This is a genomic window from Arthrobacter sp. StoSoilB5 (assembly GCF_019977235.1).
GTDB lineage: Bacteria > Actinomycetota > Actinomycetes > Actinomycetales > Micrococcaceae > Arthrobacter.
In genome coordinates, this window is sequence record NZ_AP024646.1 from 2,894,478 (window position 1) to 2,909,761 (window position 15,284).

The window sequence follows — 15,284 nt, forward strand, 5'->3', positions numbered from 1 at the left end:
TTGCAACCATGTCTTGAAAGGTGTTTCTGTGCGAGCTGACGCTCAACGCAACCGCGATCGCATCGTGGAGGTTGCACGCGCCTTCTTCCGGGCCAAGGGCTTCGATGCGGTTTCGATGGACGAGGTCGCCAAGGGGGCAGAAGTAGGCCCTGGCACGCTCTATCGGCACTTCCCCACCAAAGAGTCCCTGTACGACGCCGTGCTGGAGGCCTGGGCAGAGAAGGTGAAAGCCGCCGTCGACCATGCACTTGCCCTTGACGCCCCCGCGCGGGTGCGGTTAATAACCTGGTTGACGGATTACGCGGCGATGCTGACGGAACATAAGGGTGCGGCCGCGCGGATCACTGCCGCGCTGGGCGATCCCGGGTCTCCGTTTGCGGCGAAATGCCAGACCTACCTCAACGCGAATCAGCGCCTGATTGACGAGCTCGACTCTGCCCTGCGCCCAGGTGTGGAGGCAATCCAGATCAGCAGGCTTGTCGGCGGTGTGGCTACGGTGGCGGACAACAGTGGGCTTCCCGCCGAGTCACTGGCATCGATGCTCGCCATCGTCGCGGACGGGCTTCTCAGGTCCGGCATTAGTTCGTAGCGTATGGGTGAGGTTCTTGTTGGTCTTTTAGCTGCCGCGTGTGTTTGAGCAGCGATCAACCATCGTTTAGTACAGTTGTACATATGGCCTCTGAGTATTTCCATGGCGACCCCCGCAGTAATTACGAGCGGATGATTGCTGGCGACTTTTACATCTCTGACGACCAAGAGATCACGGCCAAACAGCAAAGGGCAATAAGGCTCGCTGGGGAGTTTCAGGCCGCGTTCCTGGACGACGTCGAAGCCGCCCAAAGTGTGGCCCGTGAGTTGCTCGGGGCCATGGGCGCCGAGGCACATGTTCGCGCGCCCATTTTTGTCGACTATGGTTTCAACATCACCGTTGGTGCCGGTACTTTCATTAATTACAACCTGACTGCGTTGGATGTAGCCGCGATTCAGATCGGCAGCCATTGCCAGATCGGTCCGAATGTACAGCTTCTGACGCCCACCCATCCCCTGGAGGCCAAGCCCCGGCGTGACAAGCTGGAGGCAGCGAAACCCATTGTCATTGGTGACAATGTTTGGCTCGGCGGGGGAGTGATCGTGCTGGCCGGCGTGTCAATCGGTGAGAACAGTGTTGTTGGGGCAGGTTCAGTTGTTACAAAGGATTTGCCGGCGAATGTCCTGGCTATGGGAACCCCGGCAAAGGTGATCAGAACAATTGGGTAGGTGGACACATGACAACTCGAAGAGTTGACCCCGACCGGCGGGACCGGATTATCGAGGCCACCCTGGAGCTGATTGCAGCAGAAGGAGTCGCCGGAACATCGCATCGCAAGGTAGCAGCTCTGGCAGATGTTCCGTTGGGCTCCATGACATACCACTTCGCTGGCATGGACCAGCTGCTCCACGAGGCATTCACGCTCTTCGCAACCCGCATCAGCGACCGCTTCGAACGCCGCATGAACGAGGCAAACTCAGTTGAGGATGTAAAGAAGGCCGTCGTGGAGATGATCCTCGAGGATACCTATGGTGATCGGAACGCGCTGGTTTTGACAATGGAGTTATACACTCTTGCCGCTCGTCAGCCCGCCTTCCGGCACCTCACCCACGACTGGATGATGCGCAGCCGAACAGCATTTGAGCGGCACTTCGAGCCTGACGTTGCCCGGCAACTGGATGCCTTGGTTGAAGGGCTCTCCATCCACCGCGCCTTTGAGCCCCAGGACTATGATCGCGAGCTGGTCAGCGGGGCTGTAGAGAAGCTGTTGGCCTCCGTGGAAACCCGGCACATCCCGGTTGCGTCCGCTGGCGCGGGCCTGTTGTTCTCCGACGGCACTCCTGCGAACGGGCTTGCCGGGTTCCCGGCCAAGAAGAGGCACTAGCGCCTTGCTGGCCGGGTAGCCGTTAGGCAGGTCCCGGCGGATAGCTAGGGTGCCCGCAAAGACCCGGCCGCAAGTACTCTCCGCAGCGCGTCTTTGGCGAGACCTGTTGAGGCGTCCGTGGAAGACAGGAACCGACGCAGAGTCAGGCCTTCCACAAGAACTTCCAGTATCTCCGCGGTGCGGGGGTCGAAGTAGCGCTCGAGAATCAGGGCGCTCCCTTTGATCCATGCGCTGGCCAGCTTCCTGCATTCCGGATCCCTAAGTGCAAGTGCTTGGAGTTCGCGGCTTAAGGACAGGCTGCGCGCCGGGCTCAAGGCCCCCTCGTCGATCAATGCCAACATTTCCCGTGAGGCGTCAGCCGAAGTGGAGATTCCCTCAAGGCGACCCTCCAGCAGGTCCAACTCCCGGGCGATGAACCTCTCGAACGCGGTCGCCAGAAGGTCCTGCATTCCGGCGAAGTGATAAGTGAGCGACCCCAAGGGAACGTCAGCTTTAGCGGCAATCCGTCGGAGGCTTGTTTCAGGCACTCCGTATTCGGCAACTACTTCCAGCGCCGCCTCCGCGATCCGTTCCCTGCGGTTGGGATCAAAGCGACGGCGACTCCGATGCGGGCGTTCTGGTGCAACGGTCCATCGGGTGCTGGTCATGGCTGTGGTGCTGAAACTGTCTTCGGCAATTTTGCCGGTGCCAGCGCCCACCGCCTTCTGCGGATCATCCATGGCAATCTCTCAATCTGCCGATCAGTATGGGGATACGTACGTACGTCCACTAGACATGCAATAGGTACGATCGTACACTAAAAGCCTAGAAACCTGTGATGGGTATCACCAAAGATCACGAACACGGATGCGCTAATGCCGGAAAGTGCCCATTACCCAAAGTTCATGCTTGAGTAAATCGAGATACCGTGTACTCTTACTTATGGGTGATGCGCCTCACTGGCAAGATCACGACACTCCGTAGTCCATGGAGCAGCCCCAAGCTCATGCAAACCAGCGATGGCTACAATCGAGAGGTTTTGAAGAATGACTGTTCAGCCTTCTTTGCAGACCGAACGTCCAGCAAAGACGAACTATGACGTGGTAATTATCGGCAGCGGAATGGGTGGAGGCACCCTCGCGTACGCACTCAAGGACAGCGGAGCCAGCGTTCTGATCGTAGAGCGTGGGGGTTTCGTGCCCCAAGAGCCTGAGAACTGGGACCCTGATGCGGTCTTCGAACATGGGCGCTACAAGAACGCCGAGAAGTGGTACTCCTCGTCCGGAGAGCCCTTCAGTCCCGGAACGTACTACTACGTTGGGGGCAACACGAAGTTCTATGGCTCCTCGCTGGTGCGCTTTCGGCGCGAGGATTTTGCCGCCTCAGAGCATGAGGAGGGGACTTCGCCCCAGTGGCCGTTCGATTATGATGCCTTGGCTCCCTATTACTCACGGGCAGAACACGTTTATAAAGTGCATGGTGATCACCGCGATGACCCGACATTGACCAGGACTGAACCGTTTCCTTATCCCGCTATTGGGCATGAGCCGGAAATTCAAACTGTCGCCGATGGCCTGCGCCGGCAGGGCCTGACTCCTTCCAACATTCCCTTGGGCCTGGACTGGCGACAGGGAGGAACGTGCATCCGTTGCCGTACCTGCGATGGATTTCCGTGCCGCGTCCTGGCAAAAATGGACGCTGATGTCACCTGCGTTCGCCCTGCAATTGAAACCGGAAACGTCGAGATCCTGACCGGCGCCTACGCCGAGAAAGTTCTGACGGATAGTTCAGGGCAGAAGGCAACCGGCGTCGAGCTCGTTGTCGGTGGCGGCACCATCGTCATCGAGGCAGGAAAGGTCGTCGTTTCATGTGGGGCGGTCAACTCCGCAGCTTTGTTGCTGAGGTCGGCGAACCACCAGCACCCCAATGGGCTCGCCAATTCTTCGGGGATGCTCGGCCGGAACTACATGGTGCACAACAACAGCATCATGGTTGCCTTCCACCCCAAACGAAACAAGGTTGAGTTCCAAAAGACGCTCTATTTCAACGACTACCTTCTCAAGGGCACCAAGGATTTTCCATACCCACTCGGCCACGTTCAGCTGATCGGAAAGCTTCAAGGCGCCATGCTGGTTGGTCAAAAGCCGCTCATTCCCAAATGGGCGTTGGAGATCGCCGCCGGCCACAGCGTGGACTGGTGGCTGTTCACCGAGGATCTTCCCGACCCCGAGAACCGCGTGATCCTCAGGGACGACAAGGCAATTCAAATCAACTGGAAACCCAACAATGTGCGGGCTCACCAGCTTCTTGTTCGCGAGGTCAAGCGAATCCTGCGCAAGATGGGCTACCCGATGATCTTCAGTGAGACCACGGGAATTGCCGTGAACTCCCATCAGGCAGGGACCATCCGGGCAGGCGAAGATCCCCGGACATCCGTACTTGATCCCACCTGCCGCACCCACGATGTCGACAACCTTTTTGTTGTTGATTCGTCCTTCTTCCCATCGCTACCCGTGATGAACCCGGCGCTGACGATCGCCGCCAACGCGTTCCGCGTTGCGGACCACATAGTGCCTGGTGCCAGCCAACACTGGGCCGCGACACGTCAGCACCAATTTCTACCGATAACACCCGTACTTACAGGAAGTAACCAAAATGACTGAGAAGCAGCTGACCGGCGGACAAATGATTGTCGACTGCCTCATCCGCGAAGGCGTGGATCGAGTCTTTGCCGTGCCCGGACATGGCAACACCGCACTCTTGGATGCCTTTGTCGACCGCGCCGATGAGATCGAAGTAATCCCCGCCATGCACGAACAGGGCGCTGCACACATGGCCGACGGATACTACCGCGCATCGGGAAAAGTCGCCGCGGTCTGCACCTCAATCGGCCCGGGAGCCACCAACACTCTGACGGGCCTGGTCACAGCATTTGCCGACTCGCAACCCTTCATCCTGATCACCGGTGCCGTCCACACTTACATGGAAAACCGGGGTGTCCTGCAGGAAATCGACAGGCCACACGGAAACAACTTCCCCCGCATGGCAGAACCAGTCGTGAAGCGATGGTGGCAGCCCAGCCGCCTCGAACAGATCCCCATGGTCATGGACCAAGCCTTCAACACCATGTACGAAGGCCGTCGCGGACCTGTGCTCGTGGACGTTCCCCAGGACCTGCAGGCTGAATACGGAGATTACAAACGAGTCACCGGCTCCCGCAGGGCGCAAGCCCGGGCGACAGGTGACGCAACAGCCATCGCAGAAGCAGTCGAGCTTCTCAAGTCAGCCAAACGCCCAGTCATCCTTGCCGGCGGCGGCGTTATTGCCGCTGAGGCCAGTGACGAGCTGCGCGCCATCGCAGAGCGCCTTGGCGCCCCGGTCACCCACTCCTTCATGGGCAAAGGCGCATTCCCTGCCGACCACGACCTCTACGCATGGCCCTGCGGCGACATGGGTTCAATCCCAGGAAATGGCGTCACCAGGACAGCCGACGTCATCCTTGCCGTGGGCTGCCGGTTCAGCGACCGCATTACGTCCTCCTACAAGGAAGGCGTCACGTTCAACATCCCCTCAGTCACCAAACTGATCCACATCGACATCGATGGATTTGAGATTGGCCGCAACTACCCGGTGGAGGTCGGCATCGTCGGTGACGCAAAGACGTCACTGGCCGCCATCAGGGATGCCCTCGGGGCCGGCCCCGACTACCACTCCACCGACTACTTCGCTGAACTCCAGGAACTCAAGGCCAAGTGGGACGAGCACCTGCGCCCCATGCGTGAGACCGACTACCTGCCCATGACCAACTCACGTGCCATGGTCGAAATCCGCAAGGCCCTGCCGCGCGAAGGCATCCTCGTTACGGACTCCAGTAACCCCGCCAACCAGGCATTCAATGAGTTCCCCATCTACGGTCCCAAGACCAACATCGTTGCTGGCGGCATGTCTGGCATCGGCTTCGGCCTTCCTGCCGCCATCGGCGCGCAAATCGCCGTCCCGGAGACCCCCGTCCTTGCCATGGTGGGCGATGGCAGCTTCCTCCAAACAGGCACTGAGCTCTCCACTGCGGTCATGCTGGGCACACCGCTGGTCGTCGTTGTCCTGAACAATGGCGGATGGGAAGCCATCAAGGACCTCCAAATCAGCCTCTTTGGCGCCGAACGCCGCCTGGTCACCAACTGGAGCACCCCGGACGGGAAGCCATACTTCGCCAACATTGCCGAATTCGCCCGTTCCCTTGGCTGCACTGCAGAACGTATCGAAGACCCCGCGAAACTGGCAGGGGCCATTGAGCGGGCTTTCGCCACCGAAGGTCCTGTTGTCATTGAAGCAATGAGCGCCACCGAGCTGCCATGGACCGAAATGCACCCGACTGGCTGGTGGGATATCACCGTTCCGGCCTATCACGGCGAAACCCGTGATGAGTACGTCGCCCAGCGCGGGTTCTGACCAGGGAGAATCGTCATGGGTGAAATCAAGCTTGGACTCAATCTCGAATTCGCGCGGTACGAAAACGGCTCCTTTGACTGGGCCATGGACCGGGCAGCAGAAATCGGCTACCGCAACGTCGAACCCATGGTCCACTGGGGCCGGGAACTTCTCAGCGAAGCAGGGTACTTCCATAGCCGGTCAATGCTGGATGACCCGCTCAAGCTCAAGCATGCAGCGGAGAGCCGGGGGCTGCAGATTTCCTCGCTCTCCAGCCACGCACCCCTCGCCAAACCTGACATTGCTGTGGACTACCTGAAACAGTCCATCCGATACGCAGCCGAGTGCGGTGCGCCGATGATCATGGTCGACGACGGCCCGTTGCCTGGGTGGAGCACGGAGGAGGAGAACCTCATCCTCATGAGGTACACCCTCCAGGAAGCGGCGTTGGTCGCAGAGCCACGGGGGATCGCCATTGCGATTGAAACCCACGGCCCGTATACAGCCACCCCTGCAGGCTTGGACCGGCTGATGAAGCTGATCGACTCGCCTGCCCTGACGATCAACCTGGATACCGGGAACAGCTACCTCAGCGAGAACGACCCCCATGCATGGCTGGAGGACATCGTGGCCAACGTCACGCACCTCCACGCCAAAGACATCTCCTTTGAGGATGCCAGGAAGTACCGCGGCAAAGTCCGTGGAATGCTCGGCTGTGCCTGTGGCGAAGGGGTCATCGACTGGGAACGCATCGTGCGGACACTCGCAGCTGCCGACCATGACACGGTCCTGTCAGTCGAGTGTGGGTCGTTGGATGCAGCGACCAAGAGCTTTCACTACTTGAGCGACGTGATTCGACGCGTCGGTCAACCCTCTCCCCAACCCATCAGTTAATCCGGAGGAATAGTCATGAACAACAACTCATCGCGGGTCACGAACATGTCCCGGCGCGGCTTTATCTCCCTTGCAGGAGCTGCGGCGCTGACGGCCTCGATGTCCGCATGTGCAGCAGGCGGTGGAAGCGGCAACGCCGCCGGTTCCACCACCCTGAAATTCTGGGACATGCCTTGGGGCCCTTCCGGCTACGCAGAAGAAGCCGAGAAGCTCGCCAAGTCATTCCAGGGCGCTGGCAACGTCAAGGACGTCGGATACCAGCAGGTTCTGTGGAACGGCTTCAACGAGACCTACTCCTCGGCCATCGCGTCGAAGACGGGACCTGCCGTCTCGACCGGCGGCGGCTTCCAGTCGTTCCAATACGCAGCCCAGGGCGCCGTCGAATACGCGGACAAACTCATCGAATCGTTCAAGTCGAACGGTCTCTACGATGATTTCCTTCCGCACGTAGTGGACGCTATGAAGACCCCTGAGGGCTACGTCGCCGTTCCGTGGGCTGTGGACATCCAGACTCTCTGGTACCGCAAGTCAATCCTGGACGCCGTCGGCGTGGCAGCCCCGACCACCTGGGACGAATTCCTGGAAGCCGGCAAGAAGATCGCCGCGAAGGGCTTCTACGCCTGGGGCATCAGCGGCGGCAGCGGCAACTTCGGCCCCATGGCCATCCTTAGCCTGATGATCAACAACGGTGGTGGCCTCTTCAACGAAGGTGGCGAGCTTGACATCGTCACGGACCGGAACGCCGAAACAGCAGATTTCGTCATCGAAGCCGTGAAGGGAGGCCTGACTGATCCCGGGGCCGTGAGCCTGAAGGACGACGACCTCGTCACCCAGTGGACCAATAAGAAGATTGGAATGGGTTTCTACTACCTTGGCCTGGATGACCAGCTTGCTGACAAGGACATCGTGGTCATGGACCCCTTGAAGGGCCCTCACGGCGACACCGGCACCATTCAGTACGTCAACAACATCATGATGTACAAGAACACCCCGTCGCAGGAAGCGTCCGAAGCATTCATCACCCACTACCTGAAGAATATGAAGGTGCTGTGGGAGAAGAAGCTGGTCACCCAGCTTCCCGCGCTGAAATCCATCGCCGAGGCACCGTTCTTCACCGAGAGCCAATCCAACGTTGCCATTGTCAACAAGTGGCAGCCCGTGGCCAAGACCCTTGCGTCTAAGGGGTCCCAGTCCTCCGCCAAACTTGCTGCGATCGACGGCGGACAGGCCATGGCTGACTTCTGTCAGACGCTTCTTGGCGGCAAGACCGACGCGAAGACGGCCCTCACTAAACTCCAGAGCGATGTTAAGTCTGTTACCTCGTCATGACTCCTCAATCCTCACTAGTCCGTATCCCCGCTGGGCGGCCTGAAGCCGTCCAGCGGGGGGTGGTGCCCGCCAGGAAGCGCAGCAGGCCACGGCGCCACCACGTTCCGGGGCAATCCCGCTCCACCATGGCGCTTCTGATCGCACCTTCGGTGCTGATCCTGTTGCTGACCAACGCATATCCCATTGCCTATGCTGCCTTCCAGGCGGTACACAACGGCTCATTAATCAACGCCGGTGAGTTTGTGGGACTGGATAACTTTGCCCGTGTCCTTGGCGGGGAAGCGTTCTGGAAAGCCGCAGGCTTCACCCTCGTTTTCACCATCACCGGTGTCTTCGGAAGCTGGATTTCAGGGTTGGGCCTTGCCCTCCTGCTGCAGAAGCGCGTGCCGGCCCGTGGCGTTCTGAAAACCATACTGCTGCTGCCTTGGGTGGTACCGGTCGTGGTTTCGTCTACGTCATGGAACTGGCTGCTGGCCACCGATTCCAGCCCCATACCCTCACTGTTCAGGTCACTGGGATTGGGCGAAGTGCGGTTCCTCTCGGACCCATTGCTCGCACAGGTCACGGTGTGTCTGTTTATCGTCTGGCTGAACTTCCCGTTCATGATGCTCATGATGAGTGCTGCGCTCACGTCAGTGGATGAAAGCATCTACGAAGCGGCAAAGATCGACGGCGCCACGCCTCGCCAGCAGTTCATACACATGACACTGCCTATCATCGCCAAGCCCACCTACATTTCCTGGGTGCTCATGACGATCTTCTGCGTCAATGAATTCCCGGCAATCTATCTCCTGACGCACGGCGGTCCCGTTGGCTCAACAAGCACCCTCGTGGTGCTCGCCTACAGGACGGTTTTCCAGAACTTCCAGACCGGCCCTGGCGTTGCCATCGCATTCATGATGACCGTGGCGCTGGCGACGGTGGCCACCATCCTGTTCCGGCAGATCCGAAAGTCGAGAGTCGAATGACAACCACCAGCCTCACCCGAAGTACAGGCACTCAGGTGCGCCGGAATCTAGACCCGGCCGACCGCGGTAAATGGAAGCGGTTCTGGATCCTGATCCTCGTCGCATGCGTTGCCTTGGTGCCCATCGCCGGAACATTTGTCTTGTCCCTGAGGTCAAACAACGGCACCGGCAGCCTGACACTTGACAACTTCATCCATGTCATCGGCGACACCGAGGTGGTGGCATGGCTGCTCAATAGTCTCCAAGTAACACTGGCCACGGTGGTGGTATCCGTGCTGGTCGCAGCCCCTGCCGGTTATGTCCTCTCCCGAGGTCGAAGCCGGCTCGTGGAAGGCTATTCGCTACTGCTCTTCGTGATCCAGTCTCTTCCCGTTATCACGTCAGTCATTCCTTTGTTCATCCTCTTCTCTGGCATGGGCTTGGCCGACAACCTCATCGGCATAACCATCCTCTACGTCGCCAGTTCGATGTCCGTAGCAACGTGGATGATGGCTTCCTACATGGACGGCATTCCCGACAGCCTGGAGGAGGCCGCCTGGATTGATGGCGCCTCAGTGTTCGGCAGCTTCTGGCATATCGTGCTCAAAAACTCGTTGCCTGGGATCCTCTCCACTGCTATCTTCACTTTCCTGATGGCGTGGAATGACTATCTGGTAGCCAGCATCTTCCTGCGTTCGTCCGGGACATTTACCCTCCCCATCGGTGTTCAGACGTTCTTCCAACAGCATGCAACGGACTGGGGCTCGGTCATGGCCGTAGCCGTCATCATGATGCTGCCTCCCGCGATCGTCTTTGGGACGCTGAACAAGTACTTCAGCGTCGGCGGCGTCGCTGGTTCGTTGGCCGGCCGGTAGTGCTGGGCCGCAGGTAGTTGATCAACGCAACCTGCAATCAACTGCGTCGGGGTCTCCTGGCGACCAAGATCATGGTGGGCGGCATCCCTGGAGATGCCGCCCACCATTGCGTCTGGGCTCCAATCCGGGCTTTTTCATGGAAGAATCCCGGACCGCCGAAGTTATCGATCGCCCAGGAAAGCCTCTATATCGTGTCCGCCGTTGAGAATCTCGGCCGTCCCATGATCAGAGGTTTGATGGTCGATGAGAGCCGAATGTGCCAATCTGGCCATTTCCTTGGTCGCAGGGGACAACAGCTGTCCATGTCTTTTGATCAGTGCCAGCGTGTCGAACATTGGCTCTGCCATGGATACAGCCTGCAGTCCCAGGGGGTAGACCTCGGACTCCAGGGCGGCCCTGCATGCAATCGTGTCTCCGAAGCCGTCGGCGGCCAAGGACAGTGCCGCTGAGAGATACTCGACTTCAATGCCGGCGTTAATCGACATCCCTCTCAGTCGAGCCCGGGCGGAGAGCTGCTTCCGGGCAGGATCGGTTTGGGCGTAATGGGCGTCGTAGAGAATGAGGGGAGCGGCGCATATTGCAGCGATATCCGGGGGCGTTTGTACCCGTTCCGGCGCTGCGCTTACATAGACCACTTCGTCGCGTGCCAGCGGGAGCACATCGAGGCGGTCATCATCCACGGGCAGTGTTACCAGGCCGGCTTCCAATTGCCCGGCGACAACGTCGCTCACGGTCTCTGCACTGTTCTGACCCACCAGCCGAATACGAACGTTGGGATGCTTTTGTCGGAATCGTTTCGCCAGGTCCTGCTTGATGTAGAACTCCGCATTTCGCAGAAGGCCAAAGGTGGCCGTTCCGCCGCCCAGGGAGAGGAGGGCGCTTACCGCTTCTGCGCCTTGCTTGGCGGCAAAAACGGTTTGCTCCGCATAGGGAAGTAATTCTTCCCCTGCGGCCGACAATACGAGCGTCCGGCCACTCCGGCTGAAGAGGGGCGCACCGAGTTCGGTTTCCAGCCGACGGATGAGGTCGGAAACTGCGGGCTGACTCATGCCCAGCGCTGCAGCCGCCGCAGTAAAAGTGTGTCCCTCAGCTGCTGCTACAAATGCTTCAAGTTGGGCCAAAGTCATAAGGCAATCCTATAGGTAGCCACGGCACAGTTGGCTGGAGTTGGGATCGTCCGCCAATCAATAATAAGTAAAAGCTTTCGACTCTGTCGGTTTTAGGGGGGTAATGTTATGGTTAAGTCGTTTCCAAGTAACGTGGAGCACACGCACTACCTGCGCTATGGCTCCAGCAACGAAAGAGAAAACCATTGCGCACCTCCCTTAAGAACGCTGAAGTCACTATCTCGGACCCTTCATCGCCAGTAGGCGTCAGGGAAACCGTTGAAACCGTCATCGCCGACGTTCGTGAACGCGGCGACGCCGCGGTCCGCGCCTACTCTGAAAAGTTCGATAAGTGGTCCCCCGCCTCCTTCCTGCTGTCGCAGGACGAGATCGATGCGGCCATTGCACGGCTCCCCGAACAAACCGTGGAAGACATTAAGGCAGTTCAGCGGAACGTTGAGCGCTTCGCCCGCCTGCAACTCGACTCGCTCAAGGAATTTGAGGCTGAAGTTGAACCTGGAATCATACTTGGCCAGAAGAACATTCCCATCGACGCAGTCGGTGCCTACGTGCCCGGCGGGCGTTACCCTCTGCTGGCCTCTGCCCACATGACCATCGTCACTGCCAAGGTCGCCGGGGTCCGGAGGGTCGCAGCAGCCACCCCGGCCGCCGGGGGAGTGGTTCCGGATGCTTCAATCGCCGCTATGCACTTCGCGGGAGCAGATGAGATCTACTTGCTTGGCGGCGTCCAGGCAGTCGCCGCACTTGCCGTGGGCACAGAGTCCATAGCCCCCGTTGATTTCCTGGCTGGCCCAGGAAATGCCTACGTTGCTGAGGCAAAAAGGCAACTCTTTGGTGAAGTAGGAATCGACCTCTTCGCAGGCCCTACCGAGGTCTTGATTGTCGCCGACGAGGCGGCCGACCCGTTCCTTATCGCCGTCGATCTGCTCAGCCAGGCAGAACACGGCCCCGACTCACCGGCCATTCTTGTCACCACGTCCCGGGAAGTCGGCGAGCAGGCCATTGAAGAGATCGATCGCCAACTGGTCGGCTTGTCCACCCGCGCAGTCGCAGAAGTCGCTTGGCGGGACCATGGCCAAGTAATTCTGGTCGATGACCTGAAAGAGGCCTATGCCGTTGCCGACGAGTTCGCCAGCGAACATGTGCAGATCCTGACGGCGAATCCACGCGAAGCGCTGGACAGCATGATCAACTACGGAGCACTTTTCCTCGGCGAGAACACCTGCGTTTCCTTTGGTGACAAAGTCATCGGCACCAACCACGTTCTGCCCACACGCCATGCTGCACGCTACACCGGCGGTTTGTGGGTGGGTAAGTACATCAAGACTGTCACGTACCAGGAAGTCACTTCAGTAGCTGCCAGTGCTGAGCTCGGAGAGCTACTTGGTAGGGCAGCACGAGCGGAGAACTTCGAAGGCCATGCACGATCCGGAGACATCCGGGCTGCCCGGCCCGCTGGCGAACGACCAGCCTGGGCCTCCTAACACCCTGTCGGTGGGGCGCTCCCTCAGGGCGCTCCACCGGCTCCGGCCAGCTTCGCAGGACCTTATGCAGCCGCCTCTAAATAGGGGTGGGCAGATGCAAGTTCAACCAGCGCATCCTGGACTGCCCTGGTCCGCGCCAGGCGTTGCAGTTCCCGCGGTATGGCCAACCAATATTTCCTGCGGATACTTACCGTGTCTGCAAGGATCCGTACAAGGCGTCTGTCGGGTTCACCAACAAACATTGGCAACACAGCAACACCCAGGCCAGCGACTGCCGACATCCATTGCCCAGTGAGGTTGTTGGTCTGTATGACGGGGCGGACACCTGGCAATGCTGCATCCAGGAATCGCAAGTCGGGGATATCCAGAAGCGAGTCCACATACCCGATAACCGCGTGTTCCTTCAGGTCATCGACTGAGGATATGACGGGATTCCCTTCCAAATACGCCGGGGCAGCGTAGAAACCCAACGGATACGCGGCCAGTTCTGTAGCGTCGACGCCACGAATGGTGGGCTTGGCCAACGAAATTCCCACATCGAACTCTTTCGTTGCCAAGAGGTTCAGCCGGGTAGCTGTAACGATCTCAACTGCCAGGTCCGGATGCCTGTTTCTCAAGGCACCTAGCCCCGGGCTGAGGACGAAGGCGCCGAATCCATCCGGCGTGGCTATGCGGACGGTTCCCGATATGCGTCCCGGCCCTGACCCAAGTTCTTCCGCCGCCGCCAACAACGAGGACTCAACCGCTTCTGCGTGAACCGCGAGGCGTTCACCGGCGTCTGTAAGCTTCCATCCGCCTGCGGAACGAACAAACAACCTGGAGCCGGCGCTGCGCTCCAAATGCGAAATCCGTCGTCCGACGGTTGTGTGGTCCACGCCGAGACCACGTGCAGCTGCGACGAGCTTGCCCGTCCGGGCGGTTTCAAGGAAGAAGCGAAGGTCGTCTGCCGAAATCACACTCCAATACTACCGTGCATATTTGCACAGGAACGGGCATCTTTGGCCATTGTTTTGGGCAAATAACTTGCCGAGACTTGTATGCAGGGATTAGAAATCAACCGCCGGGGCGCTGTTGCGCTCCAGTAAATGGATAGAGGAAAAATGGTCGCAAATATCGCATTACCCAGAATCATGAAGGTTGGCGGAGGCTCCGTCGGACATGTTGGGTCGCTCCTGGAGGAACTGCGGGCCGCCAGGCCGCTCATTGTCACGGATGCCTTCATGCTGACCACTGGCAGCGTCGACACCCTTCTGAATTCCATCAAAAGCAGTGGCCTGGAGCCTGCTGTCTTCTCGGGCGTAGTGCCGGACCCCACTACAGACTCCCTGCATCAAGGGGTGGTTGCCGCGCGGAACCATGATGCGGACATCATCATCGGCTTGGGCGGTGGAAGTGCCATCGACACTGCCAAGGCCCTGGGGCTGCTGAGCCGTCAAGGCGGAGCCATGCGTGACTACAAGGCTCCGCTAAACAACACAGGGCCGGCTATTCCCGTCATAGCGATTCCTACAACGGCAGGCAGCGGATCGGAAGCAACACAGTTCACCATCATCAGCGACTCGGAAACGCATGAAAAGATGCTTTGCGCCGGGATCTCGTTCCTGCCGGTGGCCGCAGTTATTGACTACGAACTTACGGTCTCCATGCCGCCCCGGTTGACAGCCGACACTGGAATTGATGCGCTGACGCATGCCATCGAAGCCTATGTAAGCCGAAGGGCCAACCCCTTCTCCGATACATTTGCGCTTTCGGCGATCCGAACAATTGGCTCAAACCTTCGGCGCGTCTATGCCGACGGTACGGACACGAAGGCCCGGGAAGCCATGATGCTCGCCGCCACTCAGGCAGGTATCGCCTTCTCGAACTCCAGCGTGGCGCTGGTCCATGGGATGAGCCGCCCCATCGGCGCCCACTTCCATGTCGCCCACGGTTTGGCCAACGCAATGTTGTTTCCGTCGGTCACGGAATTTTCAGTGACCGCTGCCGCGTCTCGGTACGCAGACTGCGCGCGGGCCCTTGGTGTCGCCAGTCCAAGCAGTACGGACCAGTATGCAGCTGAGGCCCTGGTGGCTGAATTGCATGCACTCAACCGGGACCTTGAGGTCCCCACACCCGAAGCGTTCGGAATCGATCGTGAAGCCTGGGAGGCAAAAATCCCGTTGATGGCAGAGCAAGCGCTGTCCTCAGGCTCCCCGGGCAACAACCCGCTCGTCCCCAACGCAGAGCAGATTCAGAGCATCTACGGGGAAATCTTCGCCTGATCTGCCAGGCAAACCACGCAAAGCCAGTTCAACACCAAGACTCCAAA

Annotated in this window: 14 protein-coding genes; 11 read left to right on the top strand and 3 right to left on the bottom strand. The window is 59.2% G+C overall.

The window, feature by feature from the left end:
- The first annotated feature begins 28 nt into the window (after positions 1 to 28).
- The 3 genes from LDN75_RS13005 (at position 29) to LDN75_RS13015 (ending at position 1,913) form a co-directional block, all read left to right on the top strand.
- Positions 29 to 589, top strand: a complete 561-nt coding sequence (locus LDN75_RS13005) for a TetR/AcrR family transcriptional regulator (protein WP_223932719.1) — start codon at positions 29 to 31, stop codon at positions 587 to 589.
- 83 nt (positions 590 to 672) lie between these two features.
- Complete coding sequence (locus LDN75_RS13010; RefSeq protein ID WP_223937575.1) at positions 673 to 1,257, top strand: sugar O-acetyltransferase; 585 nt, start codon at positions 673 to 675, stop codon at positions 1,255 to 1,257.
- An 8-nt stretch (positions 1,258 to 1,265) separates the two neighbouring features.
- Entirely contained in the window at positions 1,266 to 1,913 is a 648-nt protein-coding gene (locus LDN75_RS13015) for a TetR family transcriptional regulator (RefSeq protein WP_223932720.1), read from the top strand.
- A gap of 44 nt (positions 1,914 to 1,957) precedes the next feature.
- Here LDN75_RS13015 and LDN75_RS13020 read toward each other — a convergent pair whose 3' ends face one another.
- A complete protein-coding gene (locus tag LDN75_RS13020; RefSeq protein ID WP_223932721.1) occupies positions 1,958 to 2,632 on the bottom strand; it encodes a TetR family transcriptional regulator in 675 nt (224 codons plus the stop codon).
- Between the two features lie 306 nt (positions 2,633 to 2,938).
- Here LDN75_RS13020 and LDN75_RS13025 point away from each other — a divergent pair, with 306 nt between their 5' ends.
- Genes LDN75_RS13025 through LDN75_RS13050 form a run of 6 tightly spaced genes read left to right on the top strand, consistent with a single transcriptional unit; the run spans position 2,939 to position 10,365 of the window.
- Positions 2,939 to 4,555 carry a GMC family oxidoreductase gene (locus LDN75_RS13025; RefSeq protein ID WP_223932722.1) on the top strand — a complete coding sequence of 539 codons (1,617 nt, stop codon included), beginning with the start codon at positions 2,939 to 2,941 and terminating at the stop codon, positions 4,553 to 4,555.
- On the top strand, positions 4,548 to 6,341 hold the full coding sequence (locus tag LDN75_RS13030; RefSeq protein ID WP_223932723.1) for a thiamine pyrophosphate-binding protein: 1,794 nt from the start codon (positions 4,548 to 4,550) through the stop codon (positions 6,339 to 6,341). The genes LDN75_RS13025 and LDN75_RS13030 overlap by 8 nt, the downstream gene beginning before the upstream one ends.
- A 15-nt stretch (positions 6,342 to 6,356) precedes the next feature.
- The gene (locus LDN75_RS13035) at positions 6,357 to 7,214 is read left to right on the top strand and encodes a sugar phosphate isomerase/epimerase family protein (RefSeq protein WP_223932724.1); all 858 of its coding nucleotides are present in this window, start codon (positions 6,357 to 6,359) and stop codon (positions 7,212 to 7,214) included.
- 15 nt (positions 7,215 to 7,229) lie between these two features.
- A complete protein-coding gene (locus LDN75_RS13040; protein ID WP_223932725.1) occupies positions 7,230 to 8,543 on the top strand; it encodes an extracellular solute-binding protein in 1,314 nt (437 codons plus the stop codon).
- Positions 8,540 to 9,511: a sugar ABC transporter permease gene (locus LDN75_RS13045; protein ID WP_223932726.1), complete on the top strand. Its 972-nt coding sequence runs from the start codon at positions 8,540 to 8,542 to the stop codon at positions 9,509 to 9,511. The genes LDN75_RS13040 and LDN75_RS13045 overlap by 4 nt, the downstream gene beginning before the upstream one ends.
- A complete protein-coding gene (locus LDN75_RS13050; RefSeq protein ID WP_223932727.1) occupies positions 9,508 to 10,365 on the top strand; it encodes a carbohydrate ABC transporter permease in 858 nt (285 codons plus the stop codon). The genes LDN75_RS13045 and LDN75_RS13050 overlap by 4 nt, the downstream gene beginning before the upstream one ends.
- Before the next feature lie 161 nt (positions 10,366 to 10,526).
- On the opposite strand, the gene LDN75_RS13055 is transcribed toward LDN75_RS13050, so the two are convergent.
- On the bottom strand, positions 10,527 to 11,492 hold the full coding sequence (locus LDN75_RS13055; protein ID WP_223932728.1) for a LysR family transcriptional regulator: 966 nt from the start codon (positions 11,490 to 11,492) through the stop codon (positions 10,527 to 10,529).
- 185 nt (positions 11,493 to 11,677) lie between these two features.
- Between LDN75_RS13055 and hisD the strand changes: the two genes are divergently transcribed.
- Complete coding sequence (hisD, locus tag LDN75_RS13060; RefSeq protein WP_223932729.1) at positions 11,678 to 12,976, top strand: histidinol dehydrogenase; 1,299 nt, start codon at positions 11,678 to 11,680, stop codon at positions 12,974 to 12,976.
- A 62-nt stretch (positions 12,977 to 13,038) separates the two neighbouring features.
- Here the strand turns inward: hisD and LDN75_RS13065 are convergent, their stop codons facing one another.
- Positions 13,039 to 13,932, bottom strand: coding sequence for a LysR family transcriptional regulator (locus LDN75_RS13065; RefSeq protein WP_223932730.1), 894 nt, complete (start codon positions 13,930 to 13,932; stop codon positions 13,039 to 13,041).
- 144 nt (positions 13,933 to 14,076) lie between these two features.
- Between LDN75_RS13065 and LDN75_RS13070 the strand changes: the two genes are divergently transcribed.
- Positions 14,077 to 15,237 carry an iron-containing alcohol dehydrogenase gene (locus LDN75_RS13070; protein ID WP_223932731.1) on the top strand — a complete coding sequence of 387 codons (1,161 nt, stop codon included), beginning with the start codon at positions 14,077 to 14,079 and terminating at the stop codon, positions 15,235 to 15,237.
- Positions 15,238 to 15,284 lie beyond the last annotated feature (47 nt).